Source organism: Cecembia rubra, from assembly GCF_003014575.1.
GTDB classification, from domain to species: domain Bacteria; phylum Bacteroidota; class Bacteroidia; order Cytophagales; family Cyclobacteriaceae; genus Cecembia_A; species Cecembia_A rubra.
Map to the genome: position 1 here is coordinate 1 of NZ_PYGF01000008.1, position 16,830 is coordinate 16,830.

The following is a 16,830-nucleotide window of genomic DNA, read 5'->3' on the forward strand; positions in this document are numbered from 1 at the left end:
TGAGAGCCGTCCGAAGGTGGACTGCGCAACGGGCGACTGCTCAGAGGCACAGCACCAGCAGAACAGAAGAACAGAGCTCAGAGTCAGCAATAAATGATATTATTAACTACATCAACGACTTTATTTTTTAATATTCGGTCTATTTGATTTACTAAAAAAGCTAACCGGTCTCCGGTTAGCTTTTTTCATTTTCAAACTCTCGAAGTCGAATTGGAAAGACTATATTATAATACTTCTTGATCCTTTTCAAATGGAAAAATTCCCAAGAGGAAACTCATTTGTTATAATGCAAATAAAAGGGTTGATTAAAGGGGGCAAGAATTAATTTTGGGCCACTAATTTTTCTGTTAACGGTATTGCTGAAATCTGTTGTATTTTTTCCATTTTCACCCTCTCAAACGCTTGTCTGTTTTCTGGAGAAATTGGGTCAGAAGGTGGAATTTCTTCTTTTAACCAATCCACTTGTTGACCGTTTTTCCAAAACCTGAAACACAAATGCGGACCAGTTGCTAAACCTGTACTTCCTACATAACCAATTACTTGTCCTTGCTTGACCCTTGTCCCTGGTTTCATTCCAGATGCAATTTTGGACATATGTAAATATTGGGTGGTATATGTTCCATTATGTTTGATCTTGACATAATTACCATTGGCGCTGGTAAACCTTGCTTCGATTACTGTACCATCACCAACAGTCCTGATTTCTGTACCGGTAGGAGCTGCGTAATCTGTACCCAAGTGTGGTTTATACCTTTTTTGTACAGGGTGGAACCTGTTAAGATTGTATTTGCTGCTTATTCGGGTATACTCTACTGGGTCACGAAGAAATTCTTTCTTGAAGCTATTGCCATACTGATCAAAAAATGTCAATTCACCATTTTGCTCAAAAGGTATGGCATGGTATTCCTGACCTTTGTGTTCATAATAAGCAGCTTCTAAACCATCAAATCCAACGCTGACTCCCTCAACAAATTTTTCCTTAAAAATTACCTTAAATTTGTCTCCTTTTGGGACACGTTGAAAGTCTACATTCCAACCATAAAGATCCGCAAATTTGTTGATCAGTTCATGGGAAGCACCTAAGTCCACCATATCCTGATAGAGGCTTTTTGTAATTATTCCCCCAAATTCAATGGTTTTTATTTCTACTGGCTTTTCTTCTTTGTAAACTTCAACCTCATCCAGTTTGAAAACTACATATTCCACTGGATTGGCTTCATAAATAAAGAATTGGGCTTGAGAAGAATCTTTTGGGGTTAATACAATAAATTTTTTGTTGAAGGCAATTTTTTTAACGTCAAAAATGTCAATGGATTTTCTAGCTATTTCATCGATAATCTGATACGGTACATTGAAGGGTGCGAGTATGGTTGAGAGGGTCTGGTTTTTCCCCACCACTCCTTCAATGACATCTAATTCCTTGATATTGATTCCGTAAAGAAACTCTTCCTCTTCTTCGAATTCCTCTTCAAAAATTATTTCAGTCTCATCTCCAGCACCGAGGGAAAAATTACCTCCAAGCCAGTAAAACCCTCCTGCAAGTGCAAAAACCATAACACCTGCACTGATCCATCTTTTTTTCATTTTAAGCTAAGCTTTATGGGTTGGTGAGTGAATTGTCAAATAAATTTAAATTCCGGTCAAATTCCAAATTTTTCTAAGTCAATCTAGGTTTTTTAACATTTTTCCTGCCTTTCAATAACAGTTGAAAATTTTGCGAAAAATTTGTTCGATTGATGATTTTGATCTCCAAAAGCTTCATTTATCCAATTTTTTCATTGAATCCATAACATTCTTGTCAAAAAATAAATTTTTGGAGCATTCTCTTACTATGGGAATAGCATACTCAAGAAGCTTTGTTTATCTTTGTCCACTTTAAAAAATACAAGGCGATTATCATGTTTAGAACACATACTTGCGGAGAATTAAGAATTGGACATGTCAACCAAGAGGTAACTTTGGCCGGTTGGGTACAGAGAGTTAGAAATAAGGGGGGCTTGGTCTGGGTCGATTTAAGAGATAGATATGGTGTCACCCAGTTGATTTTTGAAGAAGGTTCCACAGCTAAACACCTATTGGAAAAATCAACTACTTTGGGCCGTGAGTTTGTGGTTCAGGCCACCGGAAAAGTAGTGGAAAGGGCTTCCAAAAATGACAAATTGCCTACAGGAGAAATTGAAATCAAAGTTGAAAAGCTTGAAATCCTAAATTCAGCAAAAGTACCTCCATTTATTATAGAGGATGAGACAGATGGAGGGGACGATCTTAGGATGAAATACAGGTACCTTGATCTTAGAAGAAATGTGGTCAGAGAGAAGTTGCAGCTTCGCCATCGAATGATGCAGGAAACTAGGAAATACATGGATGCTCAAGAATTTATTGAAGTTGAGACCCCGGTATTGATCAAGTCAACTCCTGAAGGAGCAAGGGATTTTGTGGTGCCAAGCAGAGTAAATCCAGGTGAATTTTATGCGCTTCCCCAATCTCCACAGACTTTTAAACAATTGTTGATGGTCAGTGGATTTGACAGGTATTTCCAAATTGTAAAGTGCTTCAGAGATGAGGATCTGAGGGCAGATAGGCAGCCTGAATTTACCCAGATAGACTGTGAAATGTCTTTTGTAAGTCAAGAGGATATCCTTAACACTTTTGAGGGTTTGGTAAGGCATCTTTTCAGGTCTGTTAAGGGCATTGAATTGGAAGAGGTTAAAAGAATGACCTATGCGGATGCGATGAAGTTTTATGGAAACGATAAGCCTGATCTTCGTTTTGACATGAAATTTGCGGAATTGAATGAATTAGCAAAAGGAAGAGGATTTTCTATTTTTGACCAAGCAGAATTGATAGTTGGTATCTGTGCCAAAGGTGCAGGCGAATATACAAGAAAGCAATTGGATGAACTGACTGATTGGGTGAAGCGACCACAGATTGGTGCCAAAGGCTTGGTTTATGTCAGATGTAATCCGGATGGAACGTTTAAATCCTCTGTTGATAAATTTTATACCAATGACGATCTGAAAGCTTGGGCAGGCGCAATGGGTGCTGAACCCGGAGATTTATTATTGGTGCTGAGTGGAGAAGAAAGGACTACAAGAAAGCAAATGTCTGAATTACGCCTGAAGATGGGTGAGGATTTGGGTCTTAGAGACAGGACTGTATTCAAGCCACTATGGGTGATTGATTTTCCACTTTTGGAATGGGATGAAGAAACCAAACGTTTCCACGCCATGCACCATCCATTTACTTCTCCCAAAAAAGATGATATCCCATTGCTGGAAACTGATCCCGGTAAGGTTAGGGCAAATGCCTATGATTTGGTAATCAATGGTGTGGAAATTGGAGGAGGCTCAATCAGGATACATGACCGTCCGACACAACAGTTGATGTTCAGGCATTTAGGCTTTTCGGATGAAGAGGCCCAAAAACAATTTGGCTTTTTGATGGAAGCGTTTGAATATGGTGCACCTCCACATGGTGGTATAGCCTTTGGATTTGATAGGTTATGTGCGATCTTTGGAGGATCGGATTCTATTCGGGATTACATTGCCTTTCCAAAAAACAACTCCGGAAGAGATGTAATGATTGATTCTCCAAGTACGATTGCAGAGGAACAACTCAAGGAACTTTCGATTAGGGTTTCCATAGAACCAAAATCCTAATAAACAAATAACTGCTCCAAGACTGAAAACTTCTAGTTGAATAAGCGTCCAAAGGCGCTTGAAATTAATGAAGGATTGGTTTTGGAGTATTTTTTTTGGCATTCTGTCCTGATTTTCTTGCCATTCATAGGGCATTTTTTCCACTCAAAACTTTCATGGCTTTAAGATTAAACTTTTTGTTAATTCGCGCTGTCTAAGATGTTGTTATTAAATTCAATATGATGAAAATTACCTTTGTTAGATTATTTTTAACGCTATTTTTATTGGTTTATGCGATTCATTCTCAGGCACAAAGAGGAGAGGGACGGGGCCAGGAAGTTTTGTTGAAAGGGAAAGTAATTGAAGGGGAAAGTAAAATACCCATAATTGGTGCCAACGTATTGGTCAAAACAGTTACCGATTCACTTTTGGTATCCACAGTTACTGGAGCGGATGGGAGTTTTGAAGTAAGGCGCCCAATGATCCCAAGCGTAAAGTTGGAAATCACATTTTTGGGTTATCAAAAAATTACTAAAATTCATAATCGAGGCGATGCATTGGATATTGGAACCTTGATATTGGTAGAAGACAGTAAATTGCTAGGTGAAGTAATCATTGAAGGCCAGATACCTGTTGGTGAAGTCAAAGGAGACACTACCTCCTTTAATGCCAATGCTTTCAAAACAAGAGAAAACGCCGATGCTGAAGATTTGGTCCGAAAAATTCCTGGTGTAACTATACAAAATGGCGAAATTCAGGCTAAAGGAGAACAGGTCCAAAGGGTGCTGGTTGATGGTAGGGAGTTTTTTGGAAGTGACCCATTTTTGGCTTTAAGAAACTTACCCGCAGATGTCATTGACAGAGTGGAAATCTTGGACCAAAGGTCCGACCAGTCCAGATTGACAGGTTTTGATGATGGTAACTATTCAAGAACCATCAATATCGTTACCAGACCGGATAAGCGTTCGGGACAATTTGGAAGGATTTATGCAGGAGGGGGGTCTCAGAATAGATATGCCGCAGGTGGTAATTTCAATTATTTCAACGGAAATAAGCGGATTTCAATTATTGGCCTTTTCAATAATATCAACCAACAGAATTTCTCTTCTCAGGACTTGGTAGGAGTGTCTGGTGGTCAAGGCGGACCTGGTGGCAGAGGAGGTATGGGAGGCGGCCGTCCTGGTGGCGGTGGTTGGGGCGGAGGTGGAAATAACAACTTCCTAGTGGGACAGGACCAAGGGATCATTACCACAAACAGTCTGGGCCTGAACTACAGTGACAAGATTGGCAAATCCATGAACCTGACTGCGAGTTATTTCTTTAACTCAACCAACAATAACCTGTTCAGGTTGACCAATAGAGAAACTATATTGTCAGAAACAAATAGACAGTTTTATGAAGAAAGTTTACTAAACAATATAAAGAACAACAACCATAGGATAAATGGTCGGATTGAGTATGACATCAATGATAAAAACGCCATTATTGTCACTCCATCCATTAATTTTCAAAACAATACAACTTTCAATGACAGGGATGGTTTGAACCTTTCAGGAATACGGAATCCTCTAAGCAGTACCTTAACCCGTTCAGATGCAACGACAGAAGGTTACAATGTTTCCAATAATTTTGTCTACAGGTATAAGTTTGACAAAAAAGGAAGAACCCTTTCAACCACCGTTTTTACCAGCTGGAATAAAAGAGATCAGCTTTCAGAACTGATTGCAGCCAACAGGGATTTTATCAGGGATATTAGGGACACTATCAATCAGGAAACCTTTGGATTGTCAGATGGTTTCAATTATAGGGCTACCCTTCAGTTTACGGAGCCAGTTACAGAAAAATCGCTACTGACAGCATCTTATCAGGTGGGAAATAACAAGACCTCTGCTGATCAGCAGACCTTTAGTATGGTTCCTGAACTAGGCATTATGGTCTTGGATACTGCGTTAAGTAACGTTTTTGACAACAGATTTACGATACAGAGACCTAGTGTGGGGTACAGCTATAATCTGAAAAATTGGAATGTCAATGCCAATTTAGATTATCAATATGCAGTTCAGGATAATGAGAGCCTTTTTCCGCTTGAAAGGACATTTAATCAGACATTTAGCAATTTCCTACCGGGAATGAATGCTTTCTACCGTAATCAACAAAAGGGAACTTCCTTCAGGCTGCGTTACAGGACCAATACTCAAGAACCTTCGGTCAATCAATTGCAAAATGTGATTAATAACCAGAATCCACTCCAGCTTACTGTAGGTAACCCAGATTTGCAACAGGCCTTTTCACATTCAGTATTCACTAACTTCTCTAAAATCAACCTGGAGAAATCAAAAACATTCTTCTCTTTCCTATTCGTATCATTAACGGAGAACTTCATAGGAAATAGTACATTCGTTTCCCAGACTGATTCCCTGATCAATGGCGAGGTATTGTTGAGACCAGGTGCGCAAATCAGCAGACCCGAAAATCTTTCAGGGCAATTGAGATCAAGACTTTTTGTGACTTACGGTTCACCGATCAAAAAACTCAAGTCACAGTTCAATATGAACAGTAGTGTGGCTTTTAACAGGACCCCGGGCCTGATCAATGGACAGAAGAATTTCAATGACAATATTGACCTTAGCCAAGGTCTGACATTGACAAGCAATATCAGCAAGGATTTAGATTTCACCCTTTCCACTACCGGAACATATACCATTGTGAATAGCTCCCTTCAGACAAACTTGAGTAACAATTTTTATATCCAAAATTCAAATATCAGATTCTACTATTCACCTAACAATGGAAAGCTGTTTGTTTCCAATGTGGTCAACAACATGTTGTACAGAGGGCTCTCCGCTGACTTGGACCAATCTGTCTGGTTATGGAATATTGAGGCAGGCTACAGGTTCCTAAAAGACAATAAGGGAGAATTTAAGTTTACGGTTTTTGACCTCCTTAATCAAAACAATGCTATTGGGAGGACAGTCAATGATGTGACCATTGAAGACACCTTTACCAGGGTTTTGACTAGGTACGGATTGGTTTCATTCACCTATATCATAGGTAACTTCAAGCAACAGGCCAGCAATCAGTCTGGACCTCCAATGGGTAGACCAATGGGGGGCGGGGGAAGAACCTGGTAGGATTCTCTCTTCTTAAAGGAATAGGTGCCCAAAGGGTGCCTTTTTCTTTTTGTAGGATACCCTAAGAAAAAAGTGAATTTAACGTCATTTGTTTTAGATTTGTGGTTCTGAAAATGAATGAGGATATGCATCAGGAAAAAATAGAAACCATTAAGTCCGCCATTGTGTTAGCTGACGCACAAAATCAAGATGAACTTGAGGCTTACAGGTTGAAGTTTATAAGCAAGAAGAGTGTAGTTGGGGAGTTGTTTGCCGAAATAAGAAATATTCCTAATGAGCAGAAAAAGGAATATGGACAGCTTGTCAATGAGGTAAAGCAACTCGCAGATAACAAATTCCAGGAATTGATCGATAAGGTCAATGCAGCATCCAAGAAAGCAAAGTCAATGGATCTGGACCTTACATTGCCGGCTACTTATATACCCGTAGGGGGAATTCATCCATTGACAGCTACGAGACAAAGAATCATAGAGATTTTTGAACGCATAGGGTTCAACCTTTCTGAAGGTCCTGAAATTGAGGATGATTGGCATAATTTTACCGCATTGAATTTTCCTGAAAATCATCCTGCCAGAGAGATGCAGGACACTTTCTTTATAGAAAAGAACCCAGATATTGCCTTAAGGACACATACCTCCTCTGTTCAGGTGAGGGTAATGGAAAGTCATAAGCCTCCTATCAGGACCTTATCTCCTGGAAGGGTTTACAGAAATGAGGCCATTTCTGCCAGAGCACACTGCATTTTCCATCAAGTTGAAGGTTTGTATGTTGATGAAAACGTAGGATTCGCTGACCTTAAAAATACACTTTATCATTTTGCCAAGGAGATGTTTGGAAGGGAGACCAAAGTCAGGTTCAGACCTTCATTCTTTCCATTTACAGAACCAAGTGCTGAAATTGATATCAGTTGCCTGCTTTGTGGTGGAAAAGGTTGTAATGTCTGCAAAGGCAGTGGATGGGTTGAAATCGGCGGTTCCGGTATGGTTGATCCTAATGTTCTAGAAAATTGTGGCATAGATTCCAAAAAATATACCGGATTTGCTTTCGGAATGGGTATAGAAAGAATTGCCATGCTTAAATACCAGATTAAGGATCTCCGGCTATTTACGGAAAACGATGTCCGTTTTCTTAAACAGTTCAGGTCCCTACTTTAGAAATAAAACGCTTCTTAAAAGGAAGCGTTTTTAGTTTGCCATTATTCTATAAGTTTCTAGATATGAGTTTACCTCCTTTAATAAAGCGGAGGATTTTCCTGCACCATTGCCAATAACCACTAAGTCTGCACCTGCTAAAAAAGCAGCTTTCACTTTTTCAAGACTATTTAAACCTCCGCCAACAATAAGTGGTGCAGGCAATTTTTGTTTAATTGACTTAATGATTTTTGAGTTGACGGGGTTGGGTGCCCCGCTTCCTGCATCCAAATAGAAATATTGTAGTCCCAAATAATAACCTGCTAGAGCGGTGGCTACACTTAATTCCGGATGATGATTGGGCAGTGGAATGGTTTGGCTGATGTAATGTACACTGGTTTTTTCTCCACCATCGATAAGCATATATCCTGTTGGAAGCACTTCAATATTACTTTTTGCAATAATTGGTGCAACACTTACATGCTGACCGATTAATAATTCAGGATTGCGGCCTGAAATCAGTGAGAGAAATAAGATGGCATCTGCCTCTTCTGAAAATTGAATCGAACTACCTGGAAATAACACTATTGGAACTCCTGGCGCATACATTCTTATCAAACGGATAGAATCATTGATGTTATTTTTTTGAATCAAACTTCCTCCCAAAAAAATAAAGTCAATTTTTAAGGACTTTGCTTCCTGTAATCTAGAAGCTGAATTTTCATCCATATCGTCCGGATCTATAAGCCAGGCAATACCTTTTCTACCTGATCGGACAATGGACTTTAATTTTTCGCCCACCTCATTCCTCATGTTGGGCGGATTGTTTTTGTTCTTGATTTAAGCGGTTCATCAATTGTTCTTTACCATAATTGATGGCAATGGGTAAAAGGGCTGCACTTAATCTTCCAAAAAATCCAGTGTCACTTTTTTTGGTTAACTTTTTGGTGATTTCTTCATCAAGCAAACCTTCTTTTTCCAGCACTTGAAGTACTTTTTCAGTCTTCTTGTTTTTTTTGCCGGCCATCATTCTTACTGCCAGGAATGCTACAGCACCGCCAATTAATACTGCTGCCCCAACTTTTATCCAGTCTTCTGATTCTTGTTTGGCTAAGGATAGCTGCATTCCCAAGGTTTGTTCGAGTTCCTCAGCCTTTTTTTTCAAATCCTCTTTCATATATTAATCCTCCTTATTACGTCCTCTAAATACAAAGTTTTTCAAAAAGTTCTGGAATGAGCCTAAAATTCCTTTGGAATCTTTGAGGAAATAAATCAGGATGAAAATAAGCAGATATAGCAATCCGACATAAAGGAATCCTTTGTAGGTAGAGTACATTTTCTCACTTAGATAAAAAGCAAGTGAAAAGCTCACAAACAGTAAAACCATTACAGACACCGTCATCATCAAAAGAAGCAAAAAAATCCTTGCCATGATAGTGGAAATTTTTTCGTTGACTTCGTCTTTGATGAGCTGCATCCGCACCTCAATGAGCTGTTTTATTGTCTGGATAATTTCTGAAATGTTCAGCATAAATGACCCGAATTTTGATGAAATATTACCCAATATACATCAAAAAGCTGGCATCAAAAATTTTCATTGGTTTCGGGCTCCTGGTTTTCGGAATAAAACTTATAAGTTAATACCAGGTCTACGGCTTTTTTAATTGCTTGATTAATGGGGAATTGCTGTGAGGTCAGCTGAAAATCAATGTTATATAATTCACCATAAACTCCTGTGCTTGAGGGAATGGGAAGGTTATCATTTACCAATCGAGTTGCTGCTTCAAATTCCGATTTTTTACCTTCTTTTAATTTTTTGCAGGTGATGATTTCTTTTCTCCCTTCCTTATTTTTCCGGTAAGAAGAGCTAAAAAGCCTACAGATCAGCCCTCTATTGACATAATCAGAGCAAAAACCCATGGTATTGTCCATTGAAATGGATTTATATAAGATACAAAGGCTTTGCTCATCTTGGCTTTCCAGTATTTCCAATGCTTTTTCAGCTTTTCCTTTATCATAAAGATCAAAGGCCAAAGGCAAAAACTCCAATATAGAAGCGTTAACCTTTGGGTTTGAACAGCAAAAACCACAGCCTGGGATACAAGTAAGTCTACTGGCTTCCAAAAAAGCCTTGATTTCTGTATCCAACTCCTCAAATACCCTTCTGACTTCTTGGGATTTTTCCTGTAAATTCATAGATTCTTAACAAAAGCCTGCGAAGGTAAAAATAGTTAATAATCAAAGCAATAGCGCAGATCAAAATGATTTTAAGAACAAAAAGTTCCAGGATAAAAAACAACTGATTTTCAATTTACCTCGTTATTGTTTTAAATTTAGAGCGTTTGGTCAGTCCAAAGGATACTAAGTTTCTCCGTATTTAAATTATAGAAAGATGAGCAGCAGATTTGACAATTTTGAACAAAAAAGAGAAGAAAAAATCAGGAAGGCTTTTAAAGAGAGGGACTGGAATGAAATCAAGAGCAATGATTCCTGGGTAATTTTTAAGGTAATTTCAGAGTTTGTTGAAGGATTTGAAAAACTTGCCAAAATAGGCCCATGCGTTTCTGTTTTTGGATCCGCTAGGACTCATGAAGACCACCCTCATTATTTAATGGCGGAAGAAATTTCTGCCAAATTGGTAAGGCATGGCTATGGGGTAATTACAGGAGGGGGACCTGGAATCATGGAAGCAGCCAATAAGGGAGCTAGTTCAGAGAATGGTAAATCGGTCGGTTTATGTATCAAACTGCCTTTTGAAGCAAAAGGGAACATTTATATTGATCCAGACAAATTGATCAGCTTTGATTATTTTTTTGTACGAAAAGTCATGTTTACTAAGTATTCGCAGGGTTTCATCGTCTTGCCGGGAGGTTTCGGGACTTTAGACGAATTGTTTGAGGCACTTACCTTGATACAGACCATTAAAATCGGTAGGTTTCCAATAGTTCTGGTGGGAAAAGAATTTTGGGGGGGATTGATCGATTGGATCAAAACTACGCTGTTGCAGCAGCATGCCTATATCAACCCTGAAGATCTTGATCTCTTTTTTATTGTGGACGATGCGACAGAAGCCGTAAAAGTTATCGATGAATTCTATAGTAAGTATTTATTGACCCCAAATTATTGATCATGAGATCTTATCACCTATTTATCCTATATGCTCTTATCGCAATCCTGTTCGGCATCTTGATTTACCAGCATAATCTGGAAAAGAACAGGATTTCTGATCAGTTTATTTTGGAGACACCTACAGGTGATAAAGTGGAGCTCACTATACCAGAACCCAAGTTCCGGATATTTGAACTACCTGACAAAATTTCCTTTTCCGGTGAGCCGGTTCCATTGGAAAAACAGGATGTTTATGAACGGTTGGAGAGGGAGATCTATGTAAATGTATATTGGCAGTCCAATATGGTATTGTTAATGAAACGCTCCGGCAAATTTCTACCAACTATTGAAAGGATTTTGAAGGAAAATGGGATTCCTGATGATTTCAAATACCTGGTGATGGCGGAATCCGGTTTTCTGAATGTGGTGTCGCCCGCTGGCGCAAGTGGTTTTTGGCAATTGATGCCCGCCACAGCAAAAGAATATAATCTGGAGGTTAGCAATGAAGTGGATGAAAGGTACCATTTGGAAAAAGCCACTGTAGCAGCATGCAAATACCTGAAATCATCTTATGCCCGATTTGGCAATTGGACTTCTGTGGCTGCAAGTTATAATATGGGAATTACAGGCTTGAAAAAAAGAAAAGAGGAGCAGCGCTTTGAAAACTACTACGACCTTTTTCTCAATGACGAGACCAGTCGTTATATTTTTAGGGTATTGGCATTTAAGGAGATTTTTGAAAATCCCGAGAAATACGGTTTTGAACTCACCAAAAAAGATTATTACAGCCTTCCCTTACTCAGAGAACTAAAAGTAACCCAAAGCATCCCAAACCTTTCCCAATGGGCACTCAGGCATAACAGCAGTTACAAGGAATTAAAAATTCATAATCCATGGTTGAGGTCCACCAAACTCACTGTGCCAAAAAATAAAGAATATTTTATCAAACTGCCTGTTACATAAATTCAAAATACCTATTGCTGAAAAAAGTTCTTATTTTTCAATAACTTAAGTGCATAACTTAGGTGGTATGAAAAAATTTTTAATCTGGCTTTTTTTCGGAGCAGCAGTTGTCCTTTTTTTGATCCTCAGAGGTATTCCATTTTTGATTAATAGCTACCTCAATGCCAACGCAGATAGGATTGTATCAAATCTGATTACAGGAGCAAGTTTGTTTGCTGATCACCAAGTGAGTTTTGGTCATATTCTTTTGGATTATGACTATACAGGAACTTACCTAAAAATCAGTGACATTAAAGTAAAACCAACCGAAGCTTTGTCTGATGACTATATCCGGGTGGATCTGAGCATTGATCATTTGGATCTCACTGGATTTAAATGGTCAGAGTACCTTTTTAGAAATTCTATTGCTGTGGATTCTGCTTTGATCCGGAATATGGTTATTGTTTCCTCCACCCCGCCAATTGATTCGATACAGTTTATTCCTAAAAATCCCCAAAAAAGCAAGTCCAAGGATTATGAATCCGTAAGTGTCAAGTATTTTGATTTAAATGACCTTTCTATTGAATTGGTCAACAATTTATTTGACTCAGTAAGGGTTTCCCTCCAGGACATGGATTTAAAGGTTGAGGGTTTCTTGCTTTCTAAAGAAGATATACTGGATCCCAAATCATTATTTCATGTAGATAAAGTAAAGGGAAGTATAGGGGAGGCTGTGTTCCATTTTGATCAGTTTAGGCAATATGCCTTGGTCAAAAAGATTAGTCTGGATACAGACACAGAGTCTATGTCCTTTGGCTATATGGGCTTGCTCAACAAGCAGGGAAAATACCAATATACAGCGCAGTTCGATGAAATGCAGTCATGGACTGAAATCGATCATGCCAAACTGGACTTAAGAGGGGTGCATTTTGGCAATTTTCTCCGAAAAGGCATCATTGAAGTGGACACTGTATTTGCAAAGGGTTTGAGGATGGAAATATTTGTCGATAAGAGGAAACCGGAAGATAAGCTGAAAAGGCCTCAGATGGTACATCAGCTATTCAAGAATTTAGGTCAGGTGATTCATATTGACCATATCTTTGTCAGTGATGCATATCTGAAAATTGAGGAACGGCCCGACAATTTGGCCCCAAGGGCAGGATTTTTGTATTTCTCGGATATGCAGGCACACATTATCAATTTCTCGAATTTTATTGAAAGGAGGGGTGAAAACAAATTGTTAAAGTTAGATGCCAGTGGGAAATTGATGGGGCAGGGTTTAGTAAAGGTTCTTGCCCAATATGAGCTGGAAAGTGAGATTGGAGCCTTTACTTTAAATGGTACTTTAGGGCCGATGGACCTGAAAACACTTGATCCCATGATTGAACCTCAGGCAAAAGCCAGTATCAAATCCGGAAAATTAAATAGTTTGACCTTTGATATTCGGGGAAATGATTATGATGGTACAGGTAAGCTCACGATTCTTTATGAGGATTTAGAGCTGGCACTTCTCAATCCAAAGTTTGAAAAAGACAACAATATTTTCAGAAAGCTTGGTTCTTTCCTTGCCAATAAACTGGTTATCAAATCCAATAATCCCAAAAAAAACGGAGAAATCGTAAATGGTACGGTATATTATATCAGGGACACACATAAGTCAATGTTTGCCTATTGGTGGAAACTTATTTTTTCAGGATTGAAATCAACCCTGACAGGAGATGATCTGGAGGAATTGAAAAAGAAAGAGCAGGAAAGACAAACCCAATTTCAGGGTACAGGTTTAATTCAAAGTGCTCAACATGAAGATTCATCCAAGCATGAGTCAGATGGAAGCAAATTGTCCCGAAGGGAACGTAGGGAAGAGCGAAGACAACTTAAAAATGGCGATTAGTTTTTTTATAAAACCTTGCTGTTCATTTGCAGGTTTAATGATGGGTTTCTGGTAGGAATCCCTCAGTATAATTTGTAATTTTGCAGGCTTAAAGAAATGCAAATCTCCTCCATGTCAGACCATTCAGTAGAACAAAAAGAAGAGTTCATAGAAATTTTTGGGGCTAGAGAACACAACCTGAAAAATGTAGACCTTTCTATTCCCAGAAATAAGTTGGTAGTCATTACGGGCCTTAGTGGTAGTGGTAAAAGTTCTCTTGCTTTTGATACCATTTATGCAGAGGGTCAGCGTCGCTATATGGAGAGTTTTTCGGCTTATGCCCGTTCATTTTTAGGCGGGATGGAGCGTCCTGATGTGGACAAAATCAATGGTCTTTCCCCGGTTATTTCCATAGAGCAGAAAACCACCTCTAAGAACCCAAGATCTACAGTAGGCACGGTTACAGAGATCTATGACTTCATGAGGCTTTTATATGCTAGAGCAGGTGAAGCCTATTCTTACCTATCCGGACAAAAGATGATCAGGCAGACAGAAGACCAGATCATAGAACAGTTGTTTGAGAAATTCAATGGAAAAAAGCTATATATCTTAGCTCCGGTAGTTAAAGGGAGAAAAGGACATTACCGAGAGCTTTTTGAACAGATCCGCAAGATGGGTTTCTCCAAAGTCAGGGTAGATGGTGTGGTGATGGAGGTAGTTCCTAAGATGCAGCTTGACCGCTATAAAATCCATGACATTGAAATTGTTGTGGATAGGATAGTGGCAGATGTTGAGGATAGGTTCAGGATCAGCCAATCTCTGAAAACAGCCCTTCAGCATGGTAAAGGAGTAATAATGTTGAGGGATGAGGATGGCAATATCCAACATTTTTCAAAATATTTGATGGATCCCACCACTGGTTTGTCCTATGATGAGCCTGCCCCAAATACTTTTTCATTCAATAGTCCCTATGGAGCCTGCCCCAGCTGCAATGGATTGGGATTGATTGAAGAGATTACCAAAGAAAGCATTATTCCAGATCCTACGCTGAGTATTACGAGGGGTGGAATAGCTCCGCTGGGAGAATATAGAGATATCTGGATATTCAAGAAGATTGAAGCCATTCTGAAGCATTATAAATGCAGCATCAGTACACCTATAGAGAATCTCCCTGCTGAAGTGGTGGACATCTTGCTATATGGGGACAAAGTGGAAGTAGCGGTGGACTCAGTCAAATATCCAGGAACCCAATGGCATACTACCTTTGAAGGGATTGTCAATTTCCTGCAGAAACAGCAAGAAGGTGGTTCAGATAAAATTCAGGACTGGGTAAGTGAATTTACCAATACCAAAGTCTGTCCTGATTGTGAAGGCTACAGGCTCAAGAAGGAAGCATTGCATTTTAAAATTGACAATAAGCATATTGGCGAATTGGCAATGATGGATATTGCTTCTTTAGGGCTATGGTTTGATGGTCTGGAAACAAGAATTTCTGAGAGGCAACAGATTATTGCCAAAGAAGTACTCAAAGAAATCAGGAAGCGGATAGGCTTTTTATTGGATATTGGATTGGATTACCTTTCACTCAACCGACCTTTGAAAACCCTCTCCGGTGGGGAGGCACAACGTATTCGTCTTGCAACCCAAATAGGTACGCAGTTGGTTGGGGTACTTTATATCCTTGACGAACCAAGTATTGGCTTGCATCAAAGGGACAATGTAAAACTGATTAAAGCCCTTCAGGACCTTCGGGACTTAGGCAATTCTGTATTGGTCGTGGAGCATGATAAGGACATGATGATGGAAGCGGATTATGTGGTCGATATTGGTCCTGGAGCCGGAAGACACGGGGGGCAGATTGTCGCAATAGGTACTCCTCAGGAAATCCTTCAAAAAGGCAGCACAACGGCCCAATACCTTTCCGGGAAATTGAAGATTCAGATTCCTAAGGAGAGAAGAAAAGGAAGTGGAGATTTTCTTAAGTTAAATGGCGCCTCAGGACATAATTTAAAAAATGTAAACCTTAATCTTCCCCTGGGAAAAATGATCTGTGTAACCGGTGTATCAGGTTCCGGTAAGAGTTCTCTGATCCATGAGACATTGTTTCCATTACTTAACCAACATTTTTACAGGTCAAAAAGAGAACCCCTAGCCTATGGTTCTATAGAAGGGCTCCAACACTTAGATAAGGTAATTGAAGTAGATCAGTCCCCTATCGGTAGGACACCAAGATCAAATCCAGCTACCTATACGGGAGTATTTACAGATATCAGGGCATTATTTACAGAGTTACCTGAAGCCAAAATCAGAGGTTACAAAGCCGGGAGGTTCAGTTTTAATGTAAAGGGTGGACGCTGTGAAGATTGTGAGGGAGCAGGCATGAAGTTGATTGAAATGGATTTTCTCCCCGATGTCCATATTCCTTGTGAGACCTGTAAAGGCAAACGGTATAACAGAGAAACACTGGAAGTCAGATTTAAAGGCAAATCCATTTCCGATGTCCTTGATATGACTGTAGAGCAAGCGGTTGAGTTTTTTGAAAACCAACCAAAAATACTTCGAAAGATAAAGACCTTGAATGATGTAGGTCTAGGATATATCACATTGGGCCAACATGCCACTACATTGTCAGGCGGCGAAGCACAGCGGGTCAAATTGGCGACGGAGCTTTCAAAGAAAGATACCGGTAAAACCTTTTATATCCTTGATGAGCCTACTACTGGATTACATTTTCAGGATATTGAACACCTTTTGGGTGTATTGAACAAATTGGTAGATAAGGGAAATACGGTTTTGATCATCGAGCACAACCTTGATATCATTAAAGTAGCAGACCATATCATTGACCTAGGTCCTGATGGAGGGGACAAAGGGGGGCAGATAATCGCTGAGGGAATGCCAGAGGATGTGGCCAAGCATAAAAGCAGTCATACAGCCAGATTTCTTAAGCTTGAATTGGGTTAAGCACTTAGATTGACCTACCATTGCATAAATATTTCCCTGCTGTAAAA

At 39.4% G+C, this 16,830-nt stretch carries 12 protein-coding genes; 7 read left to right on the forward strand and 5 right to left on the reverse strand.

Translation table 11 applies throughout. From position 1 onward, the window contains the following. Positions 1–321 precede the first annotated feature (321 nt). Complete coding sequence (locus CLV48_RS13905) at positions 322–1,584, reverse strand: peptidoglycan DD-metalloendopeptidase family protein (protein WP_106567908.1); 1,263 nt, start codon at positions 1,582–1,584, stop codon at positions 322–324. A gap of 314 nt (positions 1,585–1,898) precedes the next feature. Between CLV48_RS13905 and aspS the strand changes: the two genes are divergently transcribed. The 3 genes from aspS (at position 1,899) to pheS (ending at position 7,923) form a co-directional block, all read left to right on the forward strand. Continuing rightward, positions 1,899–3,659: an aspartate--tRNA ligase gene (gene aspS / locus CLV48_RS13910; RefSeq protein WP_106567909.1), complete on the forward strand. Its 1,761-nt coding sequence runs from the start codon at positions 1,899–1,901 to the stop codon at positions 3,657–3,659. A gap of 221 nt (positions 3,660–3,880) precedes the next feature. Continuing rightward, on the forward strand, positions 3,881–6,769 hold the full coding sequence (locus CLV48_RS13915; protein ID WP_106568081.1) for an outer membrane beta-barrel protein: 2,889 nt from the start codon (positions 3,881–3,883) through the stop codon (positions 6,767–6,769). A 125-nt stretch (positions 6,770–6,894) separates the two neighbouring features. Further along, the gene (gene pheS / locus CLV48_RS13920) at positions 6,895–7,923 is read left to right on the forward strand and encodes a phenylalanine--tRNA ligase subunit alpha (RefSeq protein ID WP_106568082.1); all 1,029 of its coding nucleotides are present in this window, start codon (positions 6,895–6,897) and stop codon (positions 7,921–7,923) included. 30 nt (positions 7,924–7,953) lie between these two features. Here the strand turns inward: pheS and CLV48_RS13925 are convergent, their stop codons facing one another. Genes CLV48_RS13925 through CLV48_RS13940 form a run of 4 tightly spaced genes read right to left on the reverse strand, consistent with a single transcriptional unit; the run spans position 7,954 to position 10,095 of the window. After that, positions 7,954–8,712: a phosphoglycerol geranylgeranyltransferase gene (locus CLV48_RS13925; RefSeq protein WP_106567910.1), complete on the reverse strand. Its 759-nt coding sequence runs from the start codon at positions 8,710–8,712 to the stop codon at positions 7,954–7,956. Next, positions 8,702–9,076: a hypothetical protein gene (locus CLV48_RS13930; RefSeq protein WP_106567911.1), complete on the reverse strand. Its 375-nt coding sequence runs from the start codon at positions 9,074–9,076 to the stop codon at positions 8,702–8,704. Before CLV48_RS13930 ends, CLV48_RS13925 begins: the two co-directional genes overlap by 11 nt. A 3-nt stretch (positions 9,077–9,079) precedes the next feature. Continuing rightward, the gene (locus tag CLV48_RS13935) at positions 9,080–9,430 is read right to left on the reverse strand and encodes a phage holin family protein (protein WP_106567912.1); all 351 of its coding nucleotides are present in this window, start codon (positions 9,428–9,430) and stop codon (positions 9,080–9,082) included. 53 nt (positions 9,431–9,483) lie between these two features. Then, complete coding sequence (locus CLV48_RS13940) at positions 9,484–10,095, reverse strand: YkgJ family cysteine cluster protein (protein ID WP_106567913.1); 612 nt, start codon at positions 10,093–10,095, stop codon at positions 9,484–9,486. A gap of 196 nt (positions 10,096–10,291) precedes the next feature. Between CLV48_RS13940 and CLV48_RS13945 the strand changes: the two genes are divergently transcribed. The 4 genes from CLV48_RS13945 (at position 10,292) to uvrA (ending at position 16,783) form a co-directional block, all read left to right on the forward strand. Further along, complete coding sequence (locus CLV48_RS13945) at positions 10,292–11,026, forward strand: LOG family protein (RefSeq protein WP_106567914.1); 735 nt, start codon at positions 10,292–10,294, stop codon at positions 11,024–11,026. 2 nt (positions 11,027–11,028) lie between these two features. Further along, entirely contained in the window at positions 11,029–11,970 is a 942-nt protein-coding gene (locus CLV48_RS13950; protein WP_106567915.1) for a lytic transglycosylase domain-containing protein, read from the forward strand. A 67-nt stretch (positions 11,971–12,037) separates the two neighbouring features. Further along, the gene (locus CLV48_RS13955; RefSeq protein ID WP_106567916.1) at positions 12,038–13,840 is read left to right on the forward strand and encodes a DUF748 domain-containing protein; all 1,803 of its coding nucleotides are present in this window, start codon (positions 12,038–12,040) and stop codon (positions 13,838–13,840) included. A 111-nt stretch (positions 13,841–13,951) separates the two neighbouring features. Next, positions 13,952–16,783, forward strand: a complete 2,832-nt coding sequence (gene uvrA / locus CLV48_RS13960) for an excinuclease ABC subunit UvrA (RefSeq protein WP_106567917.1) — start codon at positions 13,952–13,954, stop codon at positions 16,781–16,783. Positions 16,784–16,830 lie beyond the last annotated feature (47 nt).

Coding starts and splice junctions, on each gene's coding strand:
- pheS (WP_106568082.1), top strand. CDS start 6,895: ATGCATCAGGAAAAAATAGAAACCATTAAGTCCGCCATTGTGTTAGCT.
- CLV48_RS13945 (WP_106567914.1), top strand. CDS start 10,292: ATGAGCAGCAGATTTGACAATTTTGAACAAAAAAGAGAAGAAAAAATC.
- CLV48_RS13950 (WP_106567915.1), top strand. CDS start 11,029: ATGAGATCTTATCACCTATTTATCCTATATGCTCTTATCGCAATCCTG.
- CLV48_RS13915 (WP_106568081.1), top strand. CDS start 3,881: ATGAAAATTACCTTTGTTAGATTATTTTTAACGCTATTTTTATTGGTT.
- CLV48_RS13955 (WP_106567916.1), top strand. CDS start 12,038: ATGAAAAAATTTTTAATCTGGCTTTTTTTCGGAGCAGCAGTTGTCCTT.
- aspS (WP_106567909.1), top strand. CDS start 1,899: ATGTTTAGAACACATACTTGCGGAGAATTAAGAATTGGACATGTCAAC.
- CLV48_RS13935 (WP_106567912.1), bottom strand. CDS start 9,430: ATGCTGAACATTTCAGAAATTATCCAGACAATAAAACAGCTCATTGAG.
- CLV48_RS13940 (WP_106567913.1), bottom strand. CDS start 10,095: ATGAATTTACAGGAAAAATCCCAAGAAGTCAGAAGGGTATTTGAGGAG.
- CLV48_RS13925 (WP_106567910.1), bottom strand. CDS start 8,712: ATGAGGAATGAGGTGGGCGAAAAATTAAAGTCCATTGTCCGATCAGGT.
- CLV48_RS13930 (WP_106567911.1), bottom strand. CDS start 9,076: ATGAAAGAGGATTTGAAAAAAAAGGCTGAGGAACTCGAACAAACCTTG.
- uvrA (WP_106567917.1), top strand. CDS start 13,952: ATGTCAGACCATTCAGTAGAACAAAAAGAAGAGTTCATAGAAATTTTT.
- CLV48_RS13905 (WP_106567908.1), bottom strand. CDS start 1,584: ATGAAAAAAAGATGGATCAGTGCAGGTGTTATGGTTTTTGCACTTGCA.